The organism is Leucobacter rhizosphaerae, assembly GCF_022919175.1.
GTDB lineage: Bacteria > Actinomycetota > Actinomycetes > Actinomycetales > Microbacteriaceae > Leucobacter > Leucobacter rhizosphaerae.
The window spans coordinates 2779653-2806505 of record NZ_CP095043.1 but is presented as its reverse complement, the minus strand read 5'-3'; the positions used below and the strand labels follow the sequence as shown (position 1 = coordinate 2806505).

The 26853-nt window shown below is 68.3% G+C and carries 22 protein-coding genes; 12 read left to right on the top strand and 10 right to left on the bottom strand.

The window, feature by feature from the left end; translation table 11 throughout:
* Positions 1–38 precede the first annotated feature (38 nt).
* Positions 39–1076 carry a glycosyltransferase family 2 protein gene (locus tag MUN76_RS12930; RefSeq protein ID WP_244685211.1) on the bottom strand — a complete coding sequence of 346 codons (1038 nt, stop codon included), beginning with the start codon at positions 1074–1076 and terminating at the stop codon, positions 39–41.
* Positions 1073–2563, bottom strand: coding sequence for a DUF2142 domain-containing protein (locus MUN76_RS12925; protein ID WP_244685210.1), 1491 nt, complete (start codon positions 2561–2563; stop codon positions 1073–1075). Before MUN76_RS12925 ends, MUN76_RS12930 begins: the two co-directional genes overlap by 4 nt.
* A gap of 128 nt (positions 2564–2691) precedes the next feature.
* Between MUN76_RS12925 and MUN76_RS12920 the strand changes: the two genes are divergently transcribed.
* Both MUN76_RS12920 and MUN76_RS12915 read left to right on the top strand, forming a co-directional pair.
* Complete coding sequence (locus tag MUN76_RS12920; protein WP_244685208.1) at positions 2692–3879, top strand: glycosyltransferase; 1188 nt, start codon at positions 2692–2694, stop codon at positions 3877–3879.
* A complete protein-coding gene (locus tag MUN76_RS12915; protein WP_244685206.1) occupies positions 3876–5096 on the top strand; it encodes a glycosyltransferase family protein in 1221 nt (406 codons plus the stop codon). Before MUN76_RS12920 ends, MUN76_RS12915 begins: the two co-directional genes overlap by 4 nt.
* 6 nt (positions 5097–5102) lie before the next feature.
* On the opposite strand, the gene MUN76_RS12910 is transcribed toward MUN76_RS12915, so the two are convergent.
* The gene (locus MUN76_RS12910; protein ID WP_244685204.1) at positions 5103–6233 is read right to left on the bottom strand and encodes an acyltransferase family protein; all 1131 of its coding nucleotides are present in this window, start codon (positions 6231–6233) and stop codon (positions 5103–5105) included.
* A gap of 88 nt (positions 6234–6321) precedes the next feature.
* On the opposite strand from MUN76_RS12910, the gene MUN76_RS12905 reads away from it, so the two are divergent.
* On the top strand, positions 6322–7425 hold the full coding sequence (locus MUN76_RS12905; protein ID WP_244685202.1) for a glycosyltransferase family A protein: 1104 nt from the start codon (positions 6322–6324) through the stop codon (positions 7423–7425).
* A 62-nt stretch (positions 7426–7487) separates the two neighbouring features.
* On the opposite strand, the gene MUN76_RS12900 is transcribed toward MUN76_RS12905, so the two are convergent.
* Together MUN76_RS12900 and MUN76_RS12895 are read right to left on the bottom strand one after the other, a co-directional pair.
* A complete protein-coding gene (locus MUN76_RS12900; RefSeq protein WP_244685200.1) occupies positions 7488–9308 on the bottom strand; it encodes an ABC transporter ATP-binding protein in 1821 nt (606 codons plus the stop codon).
* Between the two features lie 24 nt (positions 9309–9332).
* Positions 9333–10442, bottom strand: coding sequence for a DegT/DnrJ/EryC1/StrS family aminotransferase (locus MUN76_RS12895; RefSeq protein WP_244685199.1), 1110 nt, complete (start codon positions 10440–10442; stop codon positions 9333–9335).
* 118 nt (positions 10443–10560) lie between these two features.
* Here MUN76_RS12895 and MUN76_RS12890 point away from each other — a divergent pair, with 118 nt between their 5' ends.
* Genes MUN76_RS12890 through MUN76_RS12875 form a run of 4 tightly spaced genes read left to right on the top strand, consistent with a single transcriptional unit; the run spans position 10561 to position 13393 of the window.
* On the top strand, positions 10561–11265 hold the full coding sequence (locus tag MUN76_RS12890; RefSeq protein ID WP_244685197.1) for a glycosyltransferase family 2 protein: 705 nt from the start codon (positions 10561–10563) through the stop codon (positions 11263–11265).
* Between the two features lie 7 nt (positions 11266–11272).
* The gene (locus tag MUN76_RS12885; protein ID WP_244685196.1) at positions 11273–11626 is read left to right on the top strand and encodes a DUF2304 domain-containing protein; all 354 of its coding nucleotides are present in this window, start codon (positions 11273–11275) and stop codon (positions 11624–11626) included.
* Positions 11627–11673: 47 nt separating this feature from the next.
* On the top strand, positions 11674–12672 hold the full coding sequence (locus MUN76_RS12880) for a Gfo/Idh/MocA family protein (protein WP_244685195.1): 999 nt from the start codon (positions 11674–11676) through the stop codon (positions 12670–12672).
* Complete coding sequence (locus MUN76_RS12875) at positions 12665–13393, top strand: DapH/DapD/GlmU-related protein (RefSeq protein ID WP_244685194.1); 729 nt, start codon at positions 12665–12667, stop codon at positions 13391–13393. The genes MUN76_RS12880 and MUN76_RS12875 overlap by 8 nt, the downstream gene beginning before the upstream one ends.
* Positions 13394–13397: 4 nt before the next feature.
* Here MUN76_RS12875 and MUN76_RS12870 read toward each other — a convergent pair whose 3' ends face one another.
* Positions 13398–15884: a glycosyltransferase gene (locus MUN76_RS12870; protein ID WP_244685193.1), complete on the bottom strand. Its 2487-nt coding sequence runs from the start codon at positions 15882–15884 to the stop codon at positions 13398–13400.
* Positions 15885–16116: 232 nt separating this feature from the next.
* Between MUN76_RS12870 and MUN76_RS12865 the strand changes: the two genes are divergently transcribed.
* A complete protein-coding gene (locus tag MUN76_RS12865) occupies positions 16117–17208 on the top strand; it encodes an NAD-dependent epimerase/dehydratase family protein (protein ID WP_244685192.1) in 1092 nt (363 codons plus the stop codon).
* Entirely contained in the window at positions 17192–18361 is a 1170-nt protein-coding gene (locus MUN76_RS12860; RefSeq protein WP_244685191.1) for an acyltransferase family protein, read from the top strand. The genes MUN76_RS12865 and MUN76_RS12860 overlap by 17 nt, the downstream gene beginning before the upstream one ends.
* Positions 18362–18400: 39 nt before the next feature.
* Here MUN76_RS12860 and MUN76_RS12855 read toward each other — a convergent pair whose 3' ends face one another.
* Both MUN76_RS12855 and MUN76_RS12850 read right to left on the bottom strand, forming a co-directional pair.
* Positions 18401–19468: a glycosyltransferase family A protein gene (locus tag MUN76_RS12855; protein ID WP_244685190.1), complete on the bottom strand. Its 1068-nt coding sequence runs from the start codon at positions 19466–19468 to the stop codon at positions 18401–18403.
* A gap of 16 nt (positions 19469–19484) precedes the next feature.
* The gene (locus MUN76_RS12850) at positions 19485–20363 is read right to left on the bottom strand and encodes a glycosyltransferase family protein (protein ID WP_244685189.1); all 879 of its coding nucleotides are present in this window, start codon (positions 20361–20363) and stop codon (positions 19485–19487) included.
* Positions 20364–20661: 298 nt separating this feature from the next.
* On the opposite strand from MUN76_RS12850, the gene MUN76_RS12845 reads away from it, so the two are divergent.
* The 3 genes from MUN76_RS12845 to MUN76_RS12835 all read left to right on the top strand — a co-directional run bounded on the left by MUN76_RS12845 (position 20662) and on the right by MUN76_RS12835 (position 25301).
* Complete coding sequence (locus MUN76_RS12845; RefSeq protein ID WP_244685188.1) at positions 20662–21498, top strand: ABC transporter permease; 837 nt, start codon at positions 20662–20664, stop codon at positions 21496–21498.
* Positions 21495–22556 carry an ATP-binding cassette domain-containing protein gene (locus MUN76_RS12840; protein WP_244685187.1) on the top strand — a complete coding sequence of 354 codons (1062 nt, stop codon included), beginning with the start codon at positions 21495–21497 and terminating at the stop codon, positions 22554–22556. The genes MUN76_RS12845 and MUN76_RS12840 overlap by 4 nt, the downstream gene beginning before the upstream one ends.
* A 117-nt stretch (positions 22557–22673) precedes the next feature.
* Positions 22674–25301 carry an LGFP repeat-containing protein gene (locus MUN76_RS12835; RefSeq protein ID WP_244685185.1) on the top strand — a complete coding sequence of 876 codons (2628 nt, stop codon included), beginning with the start codon at positions 22674–22676 and terminating at the stop codon, positions 25299–25301.
* On the opposite strand, the gene MUN76_RS12830 is transcribed toward MUN76_RS12835, so the two are convergent.
* Positions 25221–26435, bottom strand: a complete 1215-nt coding sequence (locus MUN76_RS12830; RefSeq protein WP_244685184.1) for a glycosyltransferase — start codon at positions 26433–26435, stop codon at positions 25221–25223. The genes MUN76_RS12835 and MUN76_RS12830 overlap by 81 nt on opposite strands.
* Positions 26432–26821, bottom strand: a complete 390-nt coding sequence (locus tag MUN76_RS12825; RefSeq protein ID WP_244685182.1) for a hypothetical protein — start codon at positions 26819–26821, stop codon at positions 26432–26434. Before MUN76_RS12825 ends, MUN76_RS12830 begins: the two co-directional genes overlap by 4 nt.
* Positions 26822–26853: the final 32 nt, after the last annotated feature.

Sequence of the window (26853 nt, the reverse complement as noted above, 5' to 3'; positions counted from 1 at the left end):
CGCAGTGCAACCGGGCGGTGACGCCCCGCGCACCGCGGTCAGACCGGTTGGATCAGATTCCGCACCGCGTCCTTGAGGCCCGTGCCGTAGCGCTCGTACCGCCCGCGCACGACCTGCTGCAGGATCGGCACGGCACGGAGGACCCGCGACTCGGGATACCGCTGCCGTGCCTCCTCGAACAGGAACTTCTCGCCGGCGGCCGCGCGATACGCACCGGAGACCGCGGGAATGCTCCCGATGCGCGTGGCGAGTGACTGCGCACGCAGGTACAACCGCCGGTTCCGGTCGGTGCGCGGCTGCGCGAACATGCGGAGTTTCCGACGGAGTGTCATGCGCTGCATGCCCACCTGGTTGTCGTCATGCTGACGGTAGTCGGTGAGCTCGGCCTCGCAGAGCGCCACACCGTCGAGCGCCGCCGCAACGATCGCGAGCCACTCGTCGTGGAGCCAGGCATCGGGGAAGGGCGCGGCGAGATCGACGAGGCTGCGCCGCAGCATCACGGTCGCCCCGGTCGCCACGTTGCGGCGGAGCAGTTGATCGAATGCACGGCCCGATTCGACCCGGGATCGCTCGGCCGGGCTGAGGCCGAGCGCGGTGAAGAGGTCGTGGCCGAGATCCGCCCCGGTCGCATCGATCTGCCGCGCGTTGCTGAACACCAGCAGGATGGCCGGATCGGCGAACGCCGCACTCAACTGCTCAATGCGATCGGTGTGCCACACGTCGTCCTGGTCGCTGAGGGCGACGAGATCGCCGGTGCTGCGTTCGAGCGCCTGCTGGAAGTTCGCGGTCACCCGGAGCGGCGGGTCGTTGCGCAGCACCACCAGCTCGGGGGCGACCCCGCGCGCGGCGCGGTGATCCGAAAGCGCCTGCTCGACAATCTCGATCGTGCGGTCGCTCGACGCGTCGTCAGACAGCACGATCTCGTCGACCGGCCTGGACTGCTGCAGGATCGAGGTGATCTGGTCCCCGATGAAGCGCTCCCCGTTGTGGGTCGCGAGCGCTACGGAGACCCGCGGCCGCGGGTTGTCCGGGACACCGCCCTCCGGAGGAGTGCCCGTCGCCTCGGTCGCACTCACGGGGTGCGCACCGTCTCACTCAGCGGGAACAGGCGCCGCCCGCGCTCGGTGAAGAGAATCGCGTAGAGGCCGAGCAGCAGCAGGGCGAATGCCGCGCTCCCGATGATCCACACGGTCATGGGCTGTGCGGGGATCGACCACCACCACTCCACGCGGGCGTTGAGGTTGAAGCTCTTCTCATCGGTTCCGGTGATGTATCGCCGCATCGTCAGGTGCAACGCGCGAGCATTCGCGATCGCCACACCACCGAATACGATCGCCGCCTGCAGCTTGCCGAGCCCGAGGTCGTCGCGCGTCAGGCCCCACACTGCGACCCCCACGAACATCAGCATGAGCGGCAACAGATACCGCGGCTGCACCTCGGAGCCGACGCTCGCTCGCCAGCCGTGCAGGATGTAGAGCGGCAGTGCGATGAGCACACACGCCAGCATGGCGAGCGAGAGCCCCTTTCGCCAGCCGACGACCCGGAGCCCCCAGAACACCACCGCCCCCGACACCGCGATCATGACGGCCCACACGGTCGGCAGCATCGGGGTGTCGAGCCAACCGAGCCCCCAGGTCCCCAAGTGGCCGGCCCAGAGCTCGGGCAGGCCGAGGAAGTTCGAGAGCAGCAGGCCGAGGCGGGAGCCCTCCGAAGGGGCTGATTCGACGCCCGAGGCCGCGGCGCCCGTCGCCTGGCCCGACGACAGGAAGAAGGCCGCGCCGATCACGATCACCCCGAGCGGCACCAGCGCCTGCAGCAGCCACGCGCGCGTCTTCGAGAATGTGAGCACCGCAGCGACCACCGCGCCAACCGCCACGAACACGCCGGCATCACCGCGCGATCCAGCGCCCATCACCGCGAGGAGCAGCGCCAGACCACCGAGGACGATCTTCGCCGCGCGCCGATCCGCGGTGAAGTAGCCCGTGAGCGCGATCCAGACCGTGAGACCCGACATCACGGCCCAGCTACTGGGATTGACGCTGGGCACGATGAACATGCCGAGCGGCACGAGCGTCGCCACCGCACTCCAAAGGAGGGGGCCGCGCTGACCGGGCCGCAGGAACGCGAGGATCGAGACGATCACCCCGACGAACAGGGCTGCGTTGAACAGCCGCATCAATACGGTGGAGAGCGCGATGTCCTCTCCGGCGAACACCGACATCGCGGTGTAGAAGACGGGCGGATAGGCACCGGCGAAGTTGCCGCGCGTCGTGTCGATGGTCGCGTCGCGAACGGGCACGCACGCCGCGCTCTCCTCCTCCTGGTACGCGAAGCAGTGGGTCGACAAGTTCAGCCACTCGGGGATCACGCGCGAGTCCGGCTGGGCCCCCGCCTCGCAGATGCCCTCGCGCTCACCGCCTGCGCACCAGATGCTCGCGAGATGGTAGTCGTCGTCGGGTGCCGAACCCACGGGCGAGGCCAGCGCCCAGCCGCCGAGTCCGACGAAGGCGAAGAGTCCGAGAACCAGGGTGATGACTACCCGCTTCCATCGGGTCGAATCCATACGTGCCATTCCCTCTCGATCGCCCTGTGCTGCCCTGAATCCTACCCCGAGGGGGCGCGGGATGAGGGCGGCTCCGGGGCCGGTCGGCGCCGAGGGGCCGCGGACGGGAGCGGGATAGACTCGGATCCATGGCTTCTCCCGTCCGTCTCCCCCGTCGGCCGAGCGCCACCATCGTCTCCCGCATCTACCGCCCCGAACCCGCGGCGGCCTCGCTCTTCCTCGGCACGGTCGCCGACGCGCTGATGGCCCGCGGGTACCGGGTCGACGTACTGACCGTTCGCGCGCCGCGCGAGCAGGGCGACGGATCCCGCGGCGAGCGCATCAGCGCGTTCCCCGTGCTGCGCGACCGCAACGGCTACGTCCGCGGCTATCTGCAGTACTTGTCCTTCGATGTTCCGCTGGCGCTGCGTCTGCTCTTCGCTCGGCGACCCGACGTGGTGCTCGTGGAGCCCCCACCCACGACCGGAGCGGTCGTCCGCGCGGTGTGCGCGCTGCGCCGCATCCCCTACGTGTACGACGCGGCCGACATCTGGTCCGATGCCGCAGGCCACGCGACCGACTCCGGGCTTGTCGTGCGCGTGCTGCGGCGCATCGAGACGTTCGCGTTGCGCGGCGCCACGGCACTCGTGACCATCTCGCAGGGCGTCGTGGACCGGCTCGCAGCGCTGCACGTCACGACCCCGGTCACGGTCACCGGATTCGGCGCCGACACCTCCACGTTCTCCTACGAGCAGCGGAGTATCGAACCCCTCTTCATCTACGCAGGGACCTACACCGCTCTGCACGGGGCCGACCTGATCATCGAGGCGTTCGCGCGGTTGCGGGAGAGCCACCCCGAACATCGCCTGCGCTTCATCGGCAACGGCACCGGACAGGACGAGATGCGCGCCCGCGCGGCGGCGCTCGGCATCGCCGGTCGGGTCGAGTTCCGGGACCCCGTCACCGCCGCAGATCTACGCCCGCAGCTCGCAGCCGCAACCGCCTCACTCGCGACGCTCCACCCGGACGGCGGGTACGAGTACGCCTTCACCTCGAAGATCTTCTCGTCGCTCGCGACGGGCTGCCCCGTGATCTTCGCCGGGGTGGGGCCGACCCGCACGTTCATCGACGACGCGGAGGCCCCGGTTGGAACCGCCGTCGGGTACGAGGTCGACGCCCTGGCCACGGCCATGCGCGGAGCCGCCGATGACCCGCTGCCCGCACCCGAACGCCAGGCGCTCGCCGAGTGGACCGCGGCGCACCACTCCATGCGGGCGACCGCGGAGCGGGTCTGCGACGTGCTCGACGCCGCCCACGAACGGGGGTCCGAGCAGTGAGCACCCTCTTCCAGCGTGCGGCCGACTGGGCGATGCGGCACAAATCGAAGATGCCGCGGTGGGTCGGTCGGGTGATGACCTCTGCGGCGAGGAATCCGGACGGGTTCGTGGGGCAGCTGTCCGGCAGGCTCCTGGGCGGCGCGGTGGCCGCGCCGAACACGGTCGTGCCCGACGGCGACGTCCGCGTCTACATCGCCCCCACCAACTACTCGGGGCAGGGGTTCCTCTGGGCTCGCGCCCTTGAGTGCGATACGCCATCGATCGCGGCGCGCAACACGGCCATCGTGCTGCCCGGCGGTTTCGCCTTCCCCGCCGACACCAGCGTGCCGATCGCGGCGGTCAACACCTCGGCCGCATGGGGCCGGGCCGAATGGGACGCCGCGCGGCAGTTCACCCACGTGCTGATCGAGGCCGAGCGGCCCATGTTCGGCAAAGAGTTCGGCCGTGATCTCGAGGCGGAGATCACCGCGCTCGAGGCGTCGGGCATCTCCGTCGCCTACCTCTGCCACGGCACGGATGTGCGGGAGCCGAGTGCGCACGCGCAACGGACCCCGTGGTCCCCCTACCCCGAGGATCCGCGCACGGAAGAACTCGAGCGCGATGCCACCGCGAACCTCGCGCTGCTCGACCGCCTCCGCCGGCCGACCTTCGTCTCGACCCCGGATCTCCTCGCGGACGTCCCGTGGGCGCAGTGGTGCCCGGTCGTCATCGACCCGGACCGCTTCCTCGCCGCAGACGCGCCCTTCGCGGGCGACCGCGTGCGCGTGATCCACGCCTCGAGCAACCGGGTGCAGAAGGGAAGCCACTGGATCGCACCGGCCCTCGACGACCTCATCACCGAGGGCGCGATCGAGATCGACCTCATCGAGTCGACGCCCTCCGCCGACATGCCGGGGGTCTTCGCCGCTGCGGACATCGTGCTCGACCAGTTTCGCCTCGGCTCGTACGGTGTGGCCGCGTGTGAGGCCATGGCCTCCGGGCGGGTCGTCGTGGGGCACGTGCTGCCCGAGGTGCGCGAGCGGGTTGCGGCGGATGCGGGGATGGAACTGCCGATCGTCGAGGCGACGGCGGACACGCTCGGCGACGTCGTCCGCGAGCTCATCGAGGATCCGGCTCGGGCTCGCGCCATCGCCGCGCAGGGCCCGGTGTTCGTCGCAAAGATGCACACCGGTGCGGCGAGCGCCCGAACGCTCATGGAGCACTGGATCGCCCCGTAGCGCGGTTCAGCCCTGCGGGACCGCCGCACGCTCATCGCGTCGATCCTTCCAGCGGCGCATCCGCCGCTCGAGCGGATGCTCGATGAACCGGTAGAGCAGCCAGGCCAGCACGATGTCGATGGCGAGGATCACGGCGAACCAACCGAGGTTCGACCATGACGGACCCTGGAAGCCGAAGATCCGCAGGGCGAGGTAGATGACCGTCGCGTGCACCAGGTAGAAGGCGAACGACCACGCCCCCAGCCGCACCTGCCAGCGGGACGCGAAGAGCGACGTGCGCCCCCGCAGGGCGAACGAGGCCAGACCGACGATACTGATGCCGACGGCCACGGTGAACAGCTCGTTGCCGAACGCGGCGATCGGCCACCACTCGGCGTGCAGCAGCGCGTACACGATCCCGAGCACGACCGCCCCCATGGCGGCGATCCCGAGCAGCGGGTGCACACGCGGGCGCCAGCCGCTCCGCATCGCCCAGGCGAGCGCCATGCCGAGGATGAACTCGGGCACGCGGGTGATCGGCATCGGCACGTCCGCCAGCCACGATTCCGGCCAGTACAGCACGCCGGCGCGGTAGACGAAGGCCCAGGCGATCGCCGCAGCCGCGAGCACCAGCGCACCGTACCGTGAGAGCGGGAGGAGGATCTTCGAGATCCACGGGTGCAGCGCGTAGAACAGCGCCTCGACCGTGAGCGTCCAGGCCGCGGGGTTGCCGGAGAAGAGGATCACCGGATTCGCCCACCATCCCTGGATCAGCACCACGGAGAGCAGCAGGATGCCGAGGTCGAAGGGCTTCAAGAAGCTGCCCTCGGGGATCGTACTGAAGGTGTAGAACACCGGGATGGCCAGCAGCAGGGCGATCATGTGCGCGGGCCAGATCCGGGCGAACCGCCGCCAGTAGAAGGTGGAGAGCCGCACCGCCGGGCGCATCGACCAGGTCAGCACGAACCCCGAGAGCACGAAGAAGAACGTGACGCCGAGGTAGCCCTGGTCGAAGACGAGTTTGATGGAGCCGGGAAGGGGCGCGAACTCCCGCATGTGGTACAGGAACACCATGAGCGCCGCCCACCAGCGCAGCCCCGTCAGTGCGTCGAGCCGCTGCACGGGCGCGGCGAGCACCGCCTGGCTGTTCGAGTTCATCGGCGTCCTCACGCGGTCAAGGGTCGTGACCACCCTACTGGACCCGCCGCGTGCGCATCCTGCAGCGGGGTTCCGTAGTATGGTCCGGGTGCCACAGTATGCAGTCGACGTCATCATCCCGGTGCACTCCGCGTCGCGGCCGATCGCCCGGGCCGTCGGCTCGGTGATCGACCACACGGACGCCCCGGCGCGGGTGACGGTCATCGCCCACAACATCGACCCCGCCATCATCCGCACGGGCCTCGGCGCCTACGCGGAGCACCCACACCTCCGGTTGCTCGCGCTCGCCGACGGGATCCCGTCCCCGGCCGGACCCATGAATCTCGGATTCGCCGAGGCCTCCGCGCCGTTCACGGCTCTCCTCGGCTCCGACGACGAGTTCGCCCCGGGCGCGATCGACTCCTGGCTGCGGGTGCAGCGCGACACGGGGGCGGATGCGGTGTTCGCGCGGATCCGGCTGGCCGGTGGAGCCACCGATCCCTACCCGCCGGTGCGACGCGGTACGCGGCGACGCGAGCTCGATGGCGAGGCCGACCGTCTGGCTTACCGCAGCGCCCCCCTCGGCCTCGTGTCCCGGGAGCGCTTCCCCGATCTCCGGATGACCGAGGGGGTGGGGTCGGGCGAGGATCTCGTCTACTCCTTGACCACCTGGTTCACCGGCCGCCACCTCGCGTACGACCTGGACGGCCCGGGGTACGTCTGCCACGGGGATGCCGAAGACCGGGTCACCGCCGCGAAACGTCCCCTGGCGGAGGACTTCGGGTTCCTCGACGCCCTCGAGCGCACGCCGTGGTTCGTCGCTGCGGGCACCGCCGTCCGCGAGGCGATCCTCGTGAAGATCATCCGCATGCACGTGTTCGACGCCCTGCGCAGCCACCTCGCGAGCGACAGCCCCGACGGCGCCGTGGCCGACGACTTCCGGGCGCTCCTCGGCAGGATCGCGGGCCTCGCTCCGCGGGTCGAGCGACTGCTCTCGGTCGCCGACGGCCGCGTGCTCTCGGCGCTCCGCGATGACGAGTTCGACGCCGCGCGCCTCACCGCGCTGCTCGCGGCGCGCCAGCGCTACACGCACCCGTCGGCGATCCTGACGCGCAACCCGCTCGCCGTCTTCCATCGACAGGCGCCGTTCCGGACGCTGCTCGCGGGAGCGCTCCTGCAGCGGCGACACGGGCTGCCGAGCAGCGCCGGCTGACCCTCTGTCACCCCAGCGCCCGGTCCCGCGAGCTCGGTCCGGTGGGCACGCGGCTCCAGCTCTCAGCGCTCGGGCGTCTCCCCCGACCACTGCACATCGCCGCCGAGCCCCGCGAGACGCACCTGCTCGCCGAACGCGGGCACCGTGCGGGCCACCTCGGAGAACGTGCCCTGCGCGACGATCGTGCCGCCGTCGAGGTAGCAGACGCGGTCGTACTCCTTGATCGTCGACAACCGGTGCGCCACTGAGATCAGCGTCACCTCGCCGCGCAACTGCTGGATGGACTTCGTGACCTCGTCTTCGGTCTTCGTGTCGAGCGAACTCGTCGCCTCGTCGAGCACGAGCACGAGCGGGTCGCTGTACAGCGCCCGCGCGATCCCGAGGCGCTGTTGCTGGCCGCCGGACAGCGACACACCGCGCTCACCGATCCGCTCGTCGATCCCGTCGCCGCGGTCGGAGATGAGGGAGCCGAGCTGCGCGCGCTCGAGCGCCTCGACGACCCGGTCACGATCGACATCGTCGTTCCAGGTGAGCGCGACGTTCTGCGCGATCGTCCCATCGAAGAGCGCGACCCGCTGGGGGACGTAACCGACCCTTCCCCGCCACTGCTGCAGCACGGAGCGCAGGGGCACCCCATCGATCGTAATGCTCCCGTCCGAGGGCTGGCTGAGGCCGAGCAGGAGGTCGATGAGCGTCGATTTGCCGGCGCCCGAGGGGCCGACGATGCCCATGGAGCTGCCGAGCGGGATCGCCAGCGACATGTGCTGGATGACGTCCTGCTGCGCCTCGGGGTACCGGAAGCTCACGTCGGAGAGGGTGAGCTTGTCGGGCGTCGCCGCAAGCACGGCGGTGTCGGCCGGCATCTGCGACGACTGCATGTTCTGCTCGGTGGACGTGAGGTCGCCGATCACGTCCTTTGTCATGGCGAGGCCCTGACCCGCCTGCACGAGGCTCGCCTGCATGCCCGTGAGCGCCGGGATGAGCCGGAACCCCGTCGCCGCGAACAGGGCGACGGCCGCGAGCGCCGCGGCCATCCCGCCCTGGAAGAGGTAGGCCGCCGCACCGATGAGGATGACGCCTCCGATGAGCGCCGCTTCGAAGGCGAAGCCGGGCACGATGCTCAGGAAGGAGATGTTCGCGCGGGCGCGCACCGCGTGCGTGCGGTTCTCGCTCACGAGATCGGCGACCTGGCCGAGGCGGTTGCGGAGGCTGAGCTCCTTCAGCGCGTCGATCATCTCCGTCATCAGGTTGGCAACCCGGTAGGTGTAGTCGAGGTTCACGTCCCCGGCGCGGAGCGCTCGCTTCGTGACGACCGAGTGGATGAGGTAGGCGACCAGACCGAGATAGGCGAAGGCGATGATCGACGTCATCGGGTCGGCGAACAGCAGCACCGCCAGCACCGCGATGAATGTGAAGAAGAGGCCGGGAACTCGGGCGATCGGCAGGATGAAGTTCGCCATGCTGAACGCGATGCCGTGGTCGGCGATGCGGGTGATCTCGGCGACCGTGCGCTTCGACCGTTCTTCCCAGCTCGAGTTGATGTAGGCGGAGAAGAGCCGGTCGCCGATCTCCTGCTCGTAGGTGGCGAACTTCCGCGTCGCCAGCCAGTGCAGCAGGATCGCCAGGGTCGACTTCAGGATGATCAGCGCGACGGCGATGATCGTGATGACCGGCGCGGCATCGGGTCCCACTTCGCCGATGATCGGCAACTTCATCGAGTTGCCCGCCATGGCCGGGCCGATCACGATGGCCAGGAGCCCCATCGCCACGGCATCGAGCGCAGTGATGGCCGTCGTCGCGAGGACATACCCGATGAAGTATCGACGGGCGCCGCTCGGCAGAATGGGCAGCAGCTGCCGGAGGGTGGTCCAGAGTTCCTTCATGGTGCGACGTCGATCGCCGGCGCGCTAGGCGCCCGCGCCGCTGATCGCGGTGAGCGCGTCGACGATCCGGGCGATGTCGCCGTCTCGGAGCGAGGGGTGCACCGGCAGCGAGAGCACCTCGCGAGCGGCCTGCTCGGTCACCGGCAGTTCGAGGCCCGGGGCGAAGTGCTGCAGCGACGGCAGTCGGTGGTTCGGGATCGGGTAGTAGACACCGGATCCGATCTGGTACTCATCGAGCAGCGCCTGGCGCACCCGGTCGCGCTCGGCGGGATCGAGGCGGATCGTGTACTGGTGGTAGACGTGCACGGCGCCGTCAGCGACCTTCGGGGTCTGGATCCCGTCGATCCCGGCCAGCCCGGCATCGAGCGCCGCTGCGTTGCGCTGGCGCTGCGCCGTCCACGCGTCGACCTTGGTGAGCTGGACGCGGCCGATGGCGGCGTGGATGTCGGTCATCCGAGCGTTGAATCCGACGACCTCGTTCTCGTACTGCGTCTCCATGCCCTGGTTGCGCAGCAACCGCATGTTGCGCGCGATCGTCGCGGTGCCGCAGCTCACCATGCCGCCCTCGCCCGACGTCATGTTCTTCGTCGGGTACAGGCTGAACATCGCGAAGTCGCCGATGGTGCCGACGGGGCGACCCTGCCAGCTCGCGCCGTGCGCCTGGGCCGCGTCCTCGTAGATCGCGAGGCCGTGCTCGCGCGCGATCGCCTCGATCTCGTCGACCAGGAACGGGTGGCCGTAGAGGTGCACGGGCATGATGCCCTTGGTGCGGGGGGTGATCGCGGCACGCACGGCGGCAGGATCGAGGGAGAAGTGATCGAGCTCGATGTCCACGAACACGGGGGTGGCGCCGGTCAGCGCCACGGAGTTGCCGGTCGCCGCGAAGGTGAAGGAGGGGACGATGACCTCGTCTCCCGCACCGACACCCGCCGCGAGCAGGCCCAGGTGCTGCCCGCTCGTACCCGAGTTCACCGCGACGGTCTCGCGCCCGGCGACGAAATGGTCCGCGAATTCCCGCTCGAACTGCGCGACCTCGGGCCCCTGCGCGATCATGCCGGAACGCAGAACGCGATCGACGGCTTCGCGCTCCTCGTCGCCGATGATGGGCTTGGCCGCGGGAATAAACGTGTCCATGGACTCGGGACCACCTTTCTCGCCTGGCGGTGCCAGGACCGCTCACAGCTTACCGCGAGCGTTGCCGAGCAACGACCGAACACCGAAGTCCGGTCGAGGGGTCTGCCATAATAGTCGGATGACTTCTGCACCTGCCGCGCGCACATCCAGAGGCGCCGGCAACCGCGACGTGTGGGTGATCATTCCCCTCTACAACGAGGCCACCGTGATCGCCGAGGTGGTCGCCGGACTCGCCCCCGACTTCCCGAACGTCGTCTGTATCGACGACGGATCCCGCGACGGCTCCGGAGCGGCCGCGGCCGCGGCGGGAGCGCGCATCGTGACTCATCCGATCAACCTCGGCCAGGGTGCGGCGCTGCAGACCGGCTTCGAGTACGCGCAGGAGCGCGGCGCGGAGTTCGTGGTGACCTTCGACGCCGATGGTCAGCACCGCGTGATCGACGCCGTCGAGATGGTCGACCGCGCTCGCGCCGAGGACCTCTCCATCGTCTTCGGCTCACGGTTCCTCGACGACCGGACGAAGGCGGGACTGCTGAAGCGGATCGTGCTGAAGACCGCGGTCGCCGTGACGAACTGGACGACCCACACCCGTCTCACCGACGCGCACAACGGCCTGCGGGTGATCCGGCGCGACGCGCTCAGCCAGATCAAGCTCAAGCAGGACCGGATGGCCCACGGCACCGAGATCGTGATGCAGCTCGGCCGCACCCGTCTGCCCTACGCGGAGCAGCCCGTCGAGGTGCTCTACACCGACTACTCGAAGAGCAAGGGCCAGTCGCTCCTGAACTCGATCAACATCCTGATCGAACTGATCATCCGATAGGAGCACCATGACGGCGTTTCAGTTACTCCTCATCGTCGCGGTCGCGGTCGTGGCCGTGCTCACCCTCCGGCTGCTCTCCGGGGATCGATCCCTGGCGATCAAGCGGCTCATCTCGATCCTGGCAGCGGTCGCGGCCCTGCTCGCGATCATCTTCCCGCAGGCGCTGACCTGGGTCGCGAACCTCCTCGGCATCGGTCGCGGAACGGATCTGCTGCTCTACCTGGCGATCATCGCCGCGCTGCTCTTCGCCGTCGGCATGATGCGCGCCCAGGCCCGGCGCGACGCCAAGGCCACCGAACTCGCCCGCGCGGTCGCCCTCATGGAGGCGCGGCTGCTCGAATCCCAGGATCGGCGCCCGTAGCGCTCGCCGATCGCACACACGCAGCTCAACACAGACAGAGGAGCACCATGGCCATCAGGATGGGCATTGTCGGACTCGGCATGATGGGACGCCATCACGCCCGGGTGGCGCGGGAGACCGAGGGGCTCGATCTCGTCGGCGTCGCGGATGCGATGGGGGACGTGCACGGCGCCGCGCCAGGGGTGCCCTGCTTCGCCTCGGTCGACGAGCTCATCGCGCACGGCATCGACGCCGCGGTCGTGGCCGTGCCCACGCACCTGCACGAAGAGGTCGGTCTCCGGCTCGCCGAAGCCGGGGTGAACGCCCTCATCGAGAAGCCCGTCGCGCACTCGCTCGCGGCCGGACAGCGCCTCGTCGACGCGTTCGAGTCGCGCGGACTCGTCGGGGCCGTCGGGCACATCGAACGCTTCAACCCCGCGCTCATCAGCCTGCGCAAACGGCTCGAGCACGGAGAGCTCGGCGAGGTGTACCAGGTGCACACCCGCCGCCAGGGCCCGTTCCCGACCCGCATCGCCGACGTCGGGGTCATCAAGGACCTCGGCAGCCACGACATCGATCTCACGGCCTGGCTCGCGGGGTCGACCTACGCGGAGGTCGCCGCGCACACGGCCTTCCAGAGCGGTCGGCAGCACGAGGACATGGTGACCATCGCGGCCCGGCTCGCGAACGGTACGATCATCAACCACCTCGTGAACTGGCTCACCCCGTTCAAGGAGCGCCTGACGCTCGTGACGGGCGAGCGCGGGGCCTTCATCGCCGACACCCTCACCGCCGACCTCACGTTCTTCGAGAACGGCACCTTCCAGTCCAGCTGGGACGCGGTGACGAGCTTCCGGGGCGTCAGCGAGGGTACCGTGACTCGCCTGGCACTCGAGAAGCGCGAGCCGCTGCGGAGCGAGCACGAAGCCTTCCGCGACCGGATCCTCGGGACGCCCAGCGAAGCGGTGACGCTCCGCGAGGGGCTCGAGGTGCTCCGCGTGTGCGAGGCCGCGATCGAGTCGGCGCAGACCCGGCAGACCGTGATCCTCGGCGCCTCCGATGACTGACGCGCAGATCAGCCCGCTCGCCGTGATCGGCCCCGGGGTCGAGCTCGGCACCGGGGTCTCGGTCGGACCCGGCGCGGTGATCCTGGGGCCCTGCGTGATCGAGGACGACGTGTACATCGGCGCCAGTGCGCTGATCGGTTCTCCGCCCGAGATGACGGATCAGCCGCAGAATGCGGCCTGGGCCGGGGAGCTCGCCCACGCGGGCGTGCGGATCTGCCGGGGCGCCGTGGTTCGCGAGGGCGCCGTGATCCATCAGGGCAGCCACCGCCCCACCACGATCGGTGCCGGGGCGTGGATCCTGAACCGCGCCTACGTCGCGCACGACGTGCACATCGGGGCGGGCACCACCGTCAGCGCGGGGGTCAGCATCGGCGGGCACTGCGAGATCGGCGCCCGCGTCAACCTGGGGCTGAACGCCTCGGTGCATCAGCGCGTGTTCATCGGCGCGGGCTGCATGGTGGGCATGGGGACCCCCCTCACCCGCGACCTGCCACCGTACGCGAAGGCCTTCGGCTCGCCGGTGCGCGTGCACGGCGTGAACACCATCGGCATGCAGCGCTTCGGGATCGACGACACGCAGATCACCGCCCTGCAGGCCGCGTACGCGGCGGGAGACCTGGTGCTCGAGCGGACCTCACACGCGTGGAGCGAGCCGCTCGCGGCCGATATCGGCGCGTGGCGGGCCCGCGAGTCCCGCCGACCGGCGATCCTCGTGGACTGAGCCGCTACCGACCGAGTCGCTGCTTGACCTTGCGGATCACGGCGCCGGGCCCCTGCCGCACGAGGAGCAGCGACGCACGACGCACGTCTTCGACGACCCCGTTCTGGCCGGCCGGTCGGCGTCGCTTCGCGGGGCGACCGGCCGCACCCGAGTCGACCCGAACCTCGCCGCGCTTCACGCGATCCTGCGCGTAACGCGCCTCGGAGACGAACGAGACGAGCGGCTCGAACACTCGCGACCACTCGTAGTCCGCGCGCACCTCGGTGATGCGCTCGGTCGCCGCCTCCAGCTCTCCCGGCCCGAAGAGCATCTCCTCGATCGCCGCGGCGAGCGCCTCCACGTCCTCCGCCGGCACGACCTTGCCGAGGCCACGATCCTCGACCAGCTCAGCGAAGTGGTCTCCCTCGGTGACCACCATCGGGAGTTCCGCCCAGAGGTAGTCCAGGATCCGGGTGCGGAAGCTGAAGGTGGTCTCGATGTGCGAGTGGTGCGTACTGACCCCGAGATCGGCCTCCACCAAGTAGTTGCCCCGATCGGCGTAGTCCACCCAGGAGCCGTTGAAGAAGACGTTCGTGTCCGCGACTCCGAGTTCTGCGGCGAGTGCCCGCGAGTCGGAGACGATCTTCATCTCGGGCACGCCGGGGTGCGGATGCTTCGTACCGAGGAAGTAGAGCTTCACCTCCGGGCGGGTCTCCGCAACCTTCGCGACCGCGCGGATGAGCGTCAGCGGGTCGAACCAGTTGTACAGGCCGCCGCTCCAGAGCAGCAGCTTGTCGTCGGCGCCGATACCCGGGTGCACTCCCTTCAGCACCTGCTTCTCGTGAGCCGGCGGCTGGTGCGCCAGCCCGAACGGCACCACGCTGATCAACCCGGTGAGATCGGGGTCGTCCGCGTAGTTCGCCGGGTTCACACGACCGAGAGCGGCGAGCTGGCCGAGGTAGAAGTGCCGCTGACGCTCGGAGGCGCAGAGGAAGTAGTCGCCGCGCGCAAGCTGTTCGTTGAGCACCGTCGTCGCGTCGGCGGTGGCCCGGGTCCAGGCCTCCTCCCCCTGCGGACGCCCCTGTTCGAGCTGCTCGAGATGCATCGGATCGTAGATGTCGACGACGAGGATCTTCTGGGTCTTGCGGATCGACGGGAAGAGCGCCATCGCGAGGCCCTGGAAGATGATCACGTCCGCCCACTGCTCGTGCGCGGACATCGCCCGGTTGTCGCCCGGGCGCACGGTGTCGAGCACGAAGTCGGCGGCGAGATCCTCGTGGCCCGCGAGGCTGACGAGGCGCACGTCGTTCGCGGGTGCAAGCGACTCCGCCATGTGCCAGGCCCGGATCGCCGGTCCGGCCATCTTCGCCCCGATGGGATCACCGGTGATGATGAGCACGTTGGTGCGGTGGGGCGCGTCGAGCACGTCGAAGGCCTCCGTGATCCGCTGATAGCCCTTCATGAAGTGCTCCCCCGTGAACGACGGAGCATTCGTGTCCAGGAAGCGGCGATGGATGACGTGCTCGGGAGTGACTCGGCCCGACTGGATCTCCGCGCGCGCCTTCACGAGCTGCGGCAGTTCCTGCACGAACTGGTCGATCGCGTACAGCGTCGCGACCGTGTCCTTCGGCAGCGCCTCCGTCAGCTCGGAGTCGGCGGCCGCCTTCCGGATGTCGTAGGCGCTCGAGTCGAGTCCGCCGCGGGCGATGCCCCGGCGCACGGCGAGGAGCAGCGTCGCAGTGAGCGTCTCGCTGATCGCCTCGTCGCCGAGGTTCTTGTAGAGGGTGTAGAGCGCGTTGCGCTCCAGCAGGTAGGTTTCCTTGTAGGCGCCGAGCTTGTCCATGCTCGCGTGGTGCTTGTGGTACGCGAGCGACGCGGGCTCGTAGACGTAGCGGTAGCCCTTGAGGTTCAGCCGCCATCCGAGATCGACGTCCTCGAAGAACATGAAGTACCGCTCGTCGAAGCCGCCCAGTTCGTCGTAGACGTCCCGCCGCACGAACATCGCGGACCCCGTACCGAAGAGCACGTCGTGGGCGACGTCCTCCGTGTCGGGGATCGGCAGTCCTGAATAGGGCTTGTAGCCCATCCCGAACCACGTGAGGCCGGCGCCGATGAAGTCCACGTTGTTGCCGTCCCAGTCCAGCACCCGGCTCGCGACGGCCCCCACCCGGCTCGAGGTCTCGAACCGGGCGACCGCGCTGCGCACCCAGCCGCGGTCCGGCTTCGCGTCGTTGTTCAGCAGCGCGACGATCGACCCGGTGCTCCGCTGCACGCCGAGGTTGCAACCGCCCGCGAATCCGAGGTTCTTCTTCGACTCGATGAGACGCACGTGCGGCGCCGCAGCTCGGATCCGCTGCGCGCTGTCATCGCCGGAGGCGTTCTCGACGACGACGATCTCCAGCGCCTCGGCCGGCCAGTCGAGTTGACCGAGGTGACGGATGGCCTCGATCGTGTCGTCCGCGCCTCGAAAGTTCACGAGAACGACGGAAACAAGCGGGGTGTTCGGGTCCATACGGGGGTGCTCTCCTCGGAGTCATCGTGATCGACGGTGCGTCGTGTGCCGGCGCGGAGCCTCCAGGAGGCTCAACGTATCGGTTCCATGGTAGTTGCTCCACGCTCCGCAGCGGCCGGGCTCCCGGGCCCGCTCGCAGGGCGCTGCGGGGCTTTGGACACCCGACTGACGGAGAACCTGGGATAATGGCCGATGCGGGCCCCGACCCGCACTGCAGAATCAAGGAGAACTCGTGACCGCATCGGCCCTGTCCACACGTCCGCTCGGACGCACCCTCGTCACCGGCGGCGCGGGCTTCATCGGCACGGCGATCGCGCCGCTCCTCGACTCCGCGACCGAGATCGTCGCGTTCGACAACCTCCACCCGCAGATCCACTCGAGCGGCGACCGGCCCGAGGCGCTCGACCCGCGCGTCACGCTCGTCGTCGGCGATGTGAGTGTCGCCGAGGACTGGGACCGGGTCCTCGCAGATTTCCACCCGGACACGATCATCCACCTGGCCGCCGAAACGGGCACGGGCCAGTCCCTGAGCGAGTCGACCCGTCACGCGACCGTGAACGTCGTCGGGACGACGCAGATGCTCGACGCCCTCCGCCGCAACGAGACGATGCCCGGCCGGATCGTGCTCACGAGCAGCCGCGCCGTCTACGGTGAGGGCGCGTGGAAGAACTCAGACGGCGATATCGCGTACCCCGGTCAGCGATCCGTCGCCCAGCTCGAGTCGGCGCAGTGGGACTTCCCCGACGCCGAGCCGGTGGCCATGGACGCGAGCAGCGTCACGCCGAGCCCCGTCAGCGTGTACGCCGCGACGAAGCTCGCGCAGGAGCACCTCATCCAGACCTGGGCCGATTCGTTCGGCGTCGAGGCGGTCGTGCTGCGCCTCCAGAATGTCTACGGCCCCGGGCAGTCCCTCATCAACCCCTACACGGGCATCATGTCGCTGTTCTGCCGGATGGCGATGGGCGGCAAGTCCATCCCGCTGTACGAGGACGGCGCCGTCCGCCGCGACTTCATCCTGATCGACGACGTCGCCTCTGCCGTCGTGGCGGCAGCGACCGTCTCGCCCGCGCCGCGCCGCGCGCTCGACATCGGTCTGGGCTCGGTCCACACCATCTCCGATGCCGCGGAACTCATCAGCGCCGAATACGGCGCTCCCGCGCCGCACGTCACCGGTGCCTACCGGCTCGGCGACGTACGTCACGCGTGGGCCGATATCGATCGAGCCCAGCGGGAGCTCGATTGGACACCGCAATACAGTCTCCGCGACGGGATCCATCGCCTCGTCAATTGGATCAACGATCAGCCCGATGTCCAGCCTGCGTGAGGCATCCCTCGCCGGAGTGTCCTCACCGGCGAGGTCCAAGTTCTTCGGCACACAACTCGACCCCAAGAACAACAGCCTGAACCTGATCCGGTTGGTGCTCGCATCGACCGTGCTGTTCGCGCACACCTACTTCATCATCGGGCTTCCCCCCGAGGTGCAGCCGGCGTGGGGCGGGCAGCACCTGGGCGCCTGGGCCGTCGCGGGGTTCTTTGCCGCGAGCGGCTACCTCATCACGGCGAGTCGGCAGCGGACCCGGTTCGCGAACTTCCTCCTGCTGCGCATCGGCCGCATTTTCCCGGCGTTCCTCGCCGTACTGCTGGTGACCGTGGTGCTCTTCGGACCGGTCGCGCACCTCGTGAATCACGGCACGCTCGTCGGGTATCTGCGCACTCCCCCGAGCCCGCTCAGCTACGTATTCCAGAACCTCTTCCTGGAGGTTCGGGCCTACGCGATCGGCGACACGCTGGGGAGCGTGCCTTACCCCAACGTCTGGAACGGTTCGCTCTGGACGCTCTTCTACGAGTTCCTCTGCTACATGTTCGTCGGGGTGCTGCTGATCTGGAGGCGCGCCCGCACCTCGGTCTGGCCCATCGCGATCGCGTTTGTGCTCTCGGTCGTGGTGTACGCGAAGATCGAGTTCGCGCTGAGCTTCCTCGACGGCAACGAGTCCTTCCGGCTGCTGGCCATGCTCCTGCCGTACTTCCTCGGCGGTGCGCTCATGCGGTTCGTGCTGCCGTACTTCGGGCTGCACTGGATCCCCGGGGTCCTGTCGCTCGCGGTGGTGGTCATCGGGATCGGCAACGGTCCGATCTGGACGGCGCAGCTGACGGCACCGCTGCTCGCGTACGGGCTGCTGTGGCTGTCCACGGTCGTGCCGCAGCCGTCGTGGATCGCGCGCAACGACGTGTCTTATGGCGTGTATGTCTACGCGTTCCCAGTGCAGCAGCTGCTCGCCGTGTTCGGCCTCGCGTTCCTCGGGCCCTGGGCGTTCTCCTTCGCCGCGCTCGCGGTCACAGCCGTGTTCGCCGTCGCGAGCTGGTACCTCGTCGAGCGCCCGGCGCTGCGCCGCACCCGCGTCGCGACCGGACGAGATGCGGATCGGGTCTCCGAGCCGGAAACGGGTCTCACGCCTGCGGAGGTCCGCCAAGGCTGAGACGGTCGTGGGGCGGGCGCTCATCGCCCGCCCCACGACTCACCGGCGAATCGCGCGGCGCGCCTGGTTCGTCACCCATCGCAGCGGGGCGGTGATCCGCCACGACGTGCTGCTCATGATCTGGTGGATCACGGGGTTGTCGATCACGATCTGGGTCTCGACCTGACGCATCGAGTCCACGATCGAGTTCGGCGCCCCCTCGGGCATGATCGAGGGTCGGGAGTTCAGCTTGTCGCGCACCCGGGCTTCCGAAGCCTGCCACGCGGCACGGTCGTGCTCGGTGTAGCTGGAGGTCACGCCCGTCCACAGCCGGTAGACCACGGTGAGTTCGTCGACCGAGGTGACGCCCACGAGGAATGCGCCGCGGAGGATCATGTCCCAGTCCTCGCACACGTCGAGCACTTCGTCGAAGCGCTCGCCCCAGGTCTCGAAGAGCTCGCGCGGGAAAGCGACCGACATGAAGGGCGAGTGGTTCCTCTCGAGATGACGCTCGAATTCGAAGGTCCGCAGGTACTCCGCCTTCGGCCACGTGGTGCTGCGGAACCCGCTCGCCCCGCCCGGCCACGTCTCGTGCTCCATGCGCTGGGTCGATCCGACAGCGCGGAGCAGACGGCCCCGCTGCTGCTCGGATGCCGTGTGGAAGGACTCCACCCAGTGGCCGAACACCAGGTCGTCATCGTCGAAGAAGGCGAAGTAGCGGCCCCGGCCTTCGGTCAGCGCGGTGTTGAGCGGCCGGGAGCGTCCGCCGCCGGTGACCTCGACGAGGCGGATCCGCTCACGGAAGCTCGGTGCCTGCTGATCGATGATGCGCCGCACGACCGCGAGATCCGACTCTCCCGTGTTGTGCGCCATGACCAGCAACTCGAAGTCTTGATCGCTCTGCCCGTAGAGGGTCAGGATCGCGTCCTTGAACGCCTCAGGCTTCTTTCCCTGGGTGCGCATCACGACGGTGAGGAACGGGCGGTCCTCCTCGGATCGCCGAGCCTCGGCGAGCACTGCGATCGCCTCGGCGATCGGCTTCTTGAGATCCTCGTGCACGTCGCCTTGAATGAGGTTCTCGAGCCATACCTCGGCCGCAGAGCCGCGTGTTTTCGCTGTTTCAGTCATCGTCTCTCCGTCCCTCCTAGTAGCGGTGCGTCGTGTAGTTTCCAAGCACAAAGTCCGCGACGAGGTGCTCGCGATCGACGCGATCGGGAAGCGGACCCGTCGTTCGCCGACGCTCGAAGGCCGCGAGTGCCTTCCGCAGGTTCGCGTCCTCAGAGCTCGCGAAGGCGCGGAGGTTCTGCTCGAGGATGTCGTCCCGCGAGTACTTGTACGCGAGCAGCAGTGCGGCTTCCGCGGAGTAGTAGCGCTCGGCATTCGACGACGGCCAGTCGCCCGTCGGCGTGAGCCGCTTGTCGTGGAAGAGCCGCGCCGCGGACTGCAGCACGACGCGCTTGCCCGCGAGCCTCACCCGCCACGAGAAGTCGACGTCGTCGCAATACAGGAAGAAGGTTTCGGCGTCGAAGCCGTTGAGCGCGACGAAGAGCTCGCGCGGAATCATCGCGCACGCCGTCGACCCCCACTGCGTATCACCGGTGACGGGGTCGTACTCCTTCGGGTGCTCGACCGGGAGCTGGCGCGCCTCGATGAACCCGACGTCCGGCGCCGTCGTTTCGATGAGCACCTGCAACAGATCGGGGGCCATGAGCGCATCGGGGTTCAGGATCACGATCTCGTCCAGATCCGCACGCTCGGCCAACCGGTTGTGACCGGCCGCGGATCCGAGATTGATGCCGAAGACGTCGTACTCGAACTGTCCGCCCTGCGCCTCGACCAGCGTCCGAATCGTCTCCAGATCGGAGTCGCCGAGCATCGCATCGGGGCTGCCATCGCCGAGCCGGAACGCCCAGTCGCCGAGCGCACCCTCCTCACGAGCGACGCGGGCGGCGTTGCTCACCGCCTCCGCAGCGCGAATCAGGTCCTCCGGCGCATTGAGGTAGACCACCGACTGAATGTCCACAGACCGTGTCATTCCGCTCCCAACCACATCTCATCTCGTCATCCGCGTATCGGATCGCTCGTGCCACACGCGGCCGAGCCGTGCGCCGACACGGGGCTCCGCGGTGCCGCAGCACCTCGGACCGTGCCAATTCTAGCCGCAGACGATGAGCGCGCTCACGGCCCCCGCCGAGACGACGGGCACCGCGTCCCGCAACCAGGGGCGACCTGACAGGTCGCTGGAGAAATAGCACCTACACTAAGAAGTCGATGTCTCGCGGTCTGGCGCGAAGCGCGGAAGGTGAGAGTAGGAACCTAGCATGCAGTTTTTCAAGGAGCTGTGGGCCTCACGCGAGCTCCTCGCGAATCTCGTGTTGCGGGAGACACGAGGGCAGTACAAGCGGACGGTCCTCGGTCGACTGTGGTCGCTGCTGAACCCGCTCGCGTCGATGCTGATCTACACCTTCATCTTTTCGATGGTGTTCCGGATCCAGCCCGAGGCCGGCGATCCCAGCGGTCTCAACATCTTCCCGATCTGGCTGATGTGCGGCCTGCTCCCCTGGGGGTTCTTCGCCGGCAGCTTGAACGCAACCTCGAACTCGTTGCTCGCGAACACCGGCTTGATCACGAAGGTGTACTTCCCGAGGTCCGTGCTGCCGCTGGCCGCCGTCGGAACGCTCGGCATGAACTGGATGCTCGAGATGCTCGTACTCGTCATCGCGCTGCTGCTCGTCGGCAGCCAGGTCCTCATCTGGATCCCGGGCACCCTGCTCCTCATGCTCCTCCTCGCGATGTTCGCGAGTGGCCTCGGGTGGATCCTCGCGATCGTCACGATCCACTTCCGCGACACTCAGTACCTGCTCGGGATCCTGCTGCAGCTGTGGATGTACCTGACGCCAATCATCTACCCGGCCTCACTCATCCGCGACATGTCGGACCGCTTCGGCGGACTCTTGAACACCAACATCACGGTTTTCGACCTCTATACGTTGAACCCGATGTACCACTTCGTGACCGCGTTCCGCCAGTTGCTCTACGACAACCGTTGGCCGGACACCATCCATCTCGTGACCTGTGTGGGGTGGACAGCGGCGGCGGTACTCGTCGGCGTGTTCGTCTTCAACCGTTCCGAGAAGAAGATTGCGGAGATGCTATGAACGACGTCGCAGTGCGCGTAGAGGGCCTCGGGAAGAAGTTCCGGCTGTATCACGAGCGCAATCAGAGCCTGAAGTCCGCGATCATGCGACGCAAGATCGCAGAGTACGAGGACTTCTGGGCGTTGCGCGACGTCTCCTTCGAGGTGCCAACCGGGTCGACCTTCGCGCTGATCGGCAGCAACGGATCCGGGAAGTCGACGCTCCTGAAGTGCCTCGCGCGGATCCTCTGGCCCGATGAGGGCGAGATCACCAGCCACGGCCGCGTGGCCTCGCTGCTCGAGGTGGGCTCGGGGTTCCACCCCGAGCTCTCCGGGCGCGAGAATATCTACCTCAACGGATCGATTCTCGGCATGAGCCGCAAAGAGGTCGACCGGAAGTTCGACGACATCGTCGACTTCTCCGAGATCGGCAAGTTCATCGACCAGCCCGTGAAGAGCTACTCCTCCGGCATGTACGTGCGGCTCGGCTTCTCCGTCGCGATCCACGTGCAGCCGGACGTGCTCGTCGTCGACGAGATCCTCGCGGTGGGAGATGCCGCATTCCAAGAGAAGTCGCGCGCGAAGTTCGACGAGCTCCACGACCAGGGCAAGACCGTGATTCTCGTGAGCCACTCCATGGGCACGGTGCTCGAGATGTGCGACCAGGCCGCCTGGATCGAAAAGGGCAGCCTGCAGAGCGTCGGTCCGGTGAAGGACGTCGCCGCGGACTACACCTACAGCGTGTTCCCACTCGCGCCGGAGCTCGCCGATGCCTACGACGACGCGCGGAAGAAGGAGCTCGGCTGGCCGGCCTCCCCGATCCACCCGATCGCCGCGCACGGCGGCGGCGTGGTGCAGGGGTTCCAACGGGGAGCCCTGTGCTGGTCGTCGCACGCGGGCTCGTTCTCCGTCAAGGAACCGATCCGCTCGTTCTTCAATGCGGTGGGCGGCATCGAGGAACTGGGCTGGCCGCTCGAGGACGCCCAGGTGTCAACGGACGGTGCGGTCGCACAGCGATTCCAGCGAGGGACGATCGATATTCCGCCGAACGGCATACCCCGACTCGCCCCCGTAAACTGACGGGCCTGCGAGGCGTCACGTAGTCTGTACCACGGGGGTTGTGGTGTCTCATGTCATTGAGCACCGGGACCGGTGGGCATGCGGCTCCGGCGGCATCGACAGATCAGGGAGTGTGGCGTGGCACGCAACGGGGCAGGAATCGGACGGCGGCTACTCGCGGTCCTCGCTGCGAGCGCGATCGCACTCACGGGGTTGCAGGTGGTCGCGGCACCGGCCCAGGCGGTCAATGCGACGGACTTCAATCCGAGCAACATCATCAGCGACGCCGAGTTCTACAACGGATCGTCGATGACCACCGCGGAGGTCCAGTCCTTCTTGAACCAGCGGCTCCCGCGATGCACTATCGGCGACCCCGGTCGACTGCCGTGGTCGCCCTACGGCTCCACCTTCATCGCGAGCGTCTGCCTGAAGGATTCCGCTTTCACCACGACCACCCGACCGGCGAATGCGTACTGCCACGCGTACGTCGGCGCGACGAATGAGTCGGCTGCCGCGATCATCAACAAGGTCAGCCGCGCCTGCAACATCAACCCCAAGGTGCTCATGGTGATGCTCGAGAAGGAGCAGAGCCTCATCACCGATTCCTGGCCGACGGTGCGGCAGTATGACCGCGCAATGGGATACGCGTGCCCCGACTCGGGGCCCAACAACTCGGCGAACTGCGACCCATCGCAGACCGGCTTCCCACAGCAGGTGTACCGCGCGGCCTGGCAGCTGCAGGTGTACAAGGCCTTCCCGAACAGCTACAACTACAAGCCGTTCCAGGTGAACACGATCCAGTGGAACCCGGACATCGGGTGCGGAACGTCGCAGGTGTACATCGAGAATTGGGCGACAGCTGCGCTCTACATCTACACGCCCTACCGCCCGAATCAGGCCGCGTTGAACGCCGGCTGGGGCACAGGCGATAGCTGCTCGAGCTACGGCAACCGGAACTTCTTCCTCCTCTACAACACGTGGTTCACCACGTCGACGATCCCGGGACAAGCGCAAATCGATGCCAAGTACGCGCAGAACGGGTGGTTGGGGGCGGCGACCTCGTCCTACACCGTGCACACCGCAAATGGCGGCGGGACCGTGCGGGCGTACACGAACGGCGCAGTGACCTGGCGCACCGGGGCCTCGGCGGCCTACGTGCTCACAGGCGACTTCCGGACCTTCTTCGGGACACAGGGCGGGCTCGCCGGAACGCTGGGCTGGCCCACCTCCGACGCGGCCGCGAAGGGCCCGGGTCGCACCCAGGCGTTCCAGGGCGGTGCGGTCTCCCACACGGCCCAGCACGGCTTCCTCACCGTGAGCGGTGAGATCCGCAGCACCTTCGCCTCCGCGGGACTCGGTTACGACGGGCCACTCGGCTGGCCCACCGCGAACCGTAGCTGTAGCTCGTCGTCGAACTGCGTGCAGCCGTTCGAGCAGGGCACGATCAAGCTCACCGGCAGCTCGGCGGTCGTCTCGATTCCGGCCATCGACACGGTGGCCTCGGCGGAGCGTTCCTCGCTTGGCGCGGTCAGCCGCGGTGCGCAGGGACAGCGGGTGCACGGCGGCGGTTTCGTCCAGGCGCACGCGAACGGCGCCATCGCCTGGAGCAAAACGACCGGCGCGTTCTCGATCTCAGGGGCCGTGCGCGAGGCGCTCGGGGCCAACGGCGGAATCGCCGGATACCTGGGCTGGCCCGTGAGTGCCGTGTCGTGCGCCACCTCGGGTGTCTGCACCCAGAACTTCCAGGGTGGCTCGATCTCAGTCGACGCGAGCGGCCACGCGACCGTCATGTCGACAGCGGTCGCCACCGCGTACGCCTCGCTCCTGAACGCGGGCGTCGATCTCGGCCGCAGTCTGGGCAACACCCGGACCGTGACCGGCGGTGCTGGTGGCACCGTGCACAACTTCGAGCAGGGTGCGATCGCGGTCTCCGATCGCACGGGCGCGTTTGCGGTCATGGCACCGATCCGCACCCCGTACAACGCGGCCGGGGGGCTGACCGGTGCTCTCGGTTGGCCGACCGGGAACGCCCGGCTCGAAGCCGCCAATGGCGGCGGAACCGTCCAGGGATTCGAGAACGGTGCGGTGACGAGCACCTCGACCGGCAGCTTCGTGCTGACTGGGGCGATGCGTACGAAGTTCGGTGCGCTCGGCGGGCTCGTCGGGTCGCTCGGGTGGCCGACCTCGAATGCTGTGTCGCACACGGTGCAGGGCGGCGGCACCGTGCAGGCATTCCAGAACGGCGCGCTCACGCATCGCAGCGGCGCCGCGAACCCCGTGCTGTTGAACGGTGAGATTCGACGCGTGTTCGGCGAGTCGGGGGGCCTGGCGGGCACTCCCGGCTGGCCGTCAGCAGACGCCAAGTCTGAACCGGCCAATGGGGGCGGCTCTGTGCAAGGATTCCAGGGAGCGGCGATCGCCTCGTCACCCCACGGCACGTTCCTCGTGTCGGGTCCGATGCGCGCCTTCTTCAATGCGCAGGGCGGACTCACCGGCACGGTCGGCTGGCCGACCTCGGCGATGACCTGCACCGGCGACGAGTGCCGCCAGGACTTCCAAGGAGCGACGCTCACCTGGAACTCGGTCACGAAGCAGGGATCGGTGATCCCCCTGGGCTCGGGCCTGGTTGATTCGACGGAAGCGACACCCGAGACGACGGAAGCGACACCCGAGTCCTCGGAGCCGTCAACGCCTCCGGCCGCGGAGAGCGGAGACGACCCGACGGGCGGGAGCGACGACGCTGTTGCCGAGTCGGAAGGAGAGTGATGCGCGCAGCGACGCGATGACGTCGGAGAGCTGCCCCACCTCGACCTTCAGCTCGTCGCGCTCTCGAGCGAGCTCGCGGCACTCTCCGCGGAGCGTTTCGATCTCATCGAGCAGCCCTGCATGGCGTGTGTCCAGCGCGGCGTACTCCTCTTTGAGCACCTCGAACGCGTGCATCTCCTCGCGGAGTCGCTGGAGCTCGCCGAAGTAGGAGAACTGGTAGTTCGCCTGCTCGGCCGAGTGCTGGCGGTACTCGAGCGCGGTGCCCGTCACCTTCTGCGCCACGAGTCCGGTCTCGAGCATGGCTTGGAAGAGCGTCATGTCCTCGGGTCCGCTCTTGCGATCGATGTACCCGCCGACCTGGTCGAACGTCGAGCGCCGGTACATGGTGGAGCCGTGGATGAAGTTGTTGCCCTCGCGGAGCATCGCGGCGGATGCCTCGTCGTATTCCGGGAAGTCGCTCAGGTACACCCCGTTCGGCAGCTTCTCTCCTTGGAACGCGGGGAGCATGCGCTCGTAGTCGTTCTTCGCCCGCCCGCCGAAGAGCGCGAAGTCCGTGTACGCGAGGCCCACGGTGTCATCGGCGGCGAGCGCGGTGAACTGCGCTTCGATGTAGTTCGCGGGGACGCGATTGTCGGCACCGATGATCACGACGAGGTCGCCCTCCGCCATGGCGACGACCTCGTTGAAGTGAGTCTGAATGCCTCGGTTCGACTCGTTGAGGTTCACTCGGATCACGTCCGGGTGCTTCGCGGCATATGCACGCATGATCTCGGGTGACTCGTCCGTCGACGCGTCGTCGGAGAGGATGATCTCGTCCGGGAGGTAGGTCTGCGCGAGCAGCGATCGGATCGCCTCATCGAGGTAGTGTCCGTAGTTGTGACAGGCGATGACCGCGGAGACCCGGAGCCGGTTCTCCCAGAGCTCAGAGATAGGCGCTCCCTCGCCGGCTGAGGCGTCGACGATCGGCACCCCGCGCCACTTCGCGAGTTCCAGGATCGCGGGATCCTGATCCGACGCTAGTGACAGCGGGCCCGACTCGCCCCGGCTCGCGAGGACGGAGAGCTGCACGAGCTCCCGCTCCACGGCCGCAGCACCCGCGGCGATCGCCTGGTCCGAGATCCGCACGGTGGTCATGAGCGCTCCTTCCACTGCCCGTACACCCGATATCCGAGTTCGGGAGCATCGAGCAGCAATCCGCGTTTGAGTTCGATCAGTGGGATCGGGAGTTCGTCGCCGAGGGGCTGAACCGAGATCACCGCGGTGCCCGCGACCGCCGCGAGCGCGTGCCCCAGCGCGCGACGCCGCAGGTCGCCCTCGACCAGTGCACCCGCGCAGACGACCAGGTCGTGGTGCCCCGCGGCCGACGGATCCTCCCGCAGCAGGTCGTCTGCAGTGCGCACCGTCGTCGTCCCGGGAAGCGCCTGGAGCGCCTCCTCGCTCAGTTCCCCGATGACAAGCACACTCGACAGATCGCCGACGCGCTCACTCTCGCTCAGGATGGCCACTGCTACGGCGTCCATGTCGCCCCCTCCTCCGTCACGTGCGCGGGTCG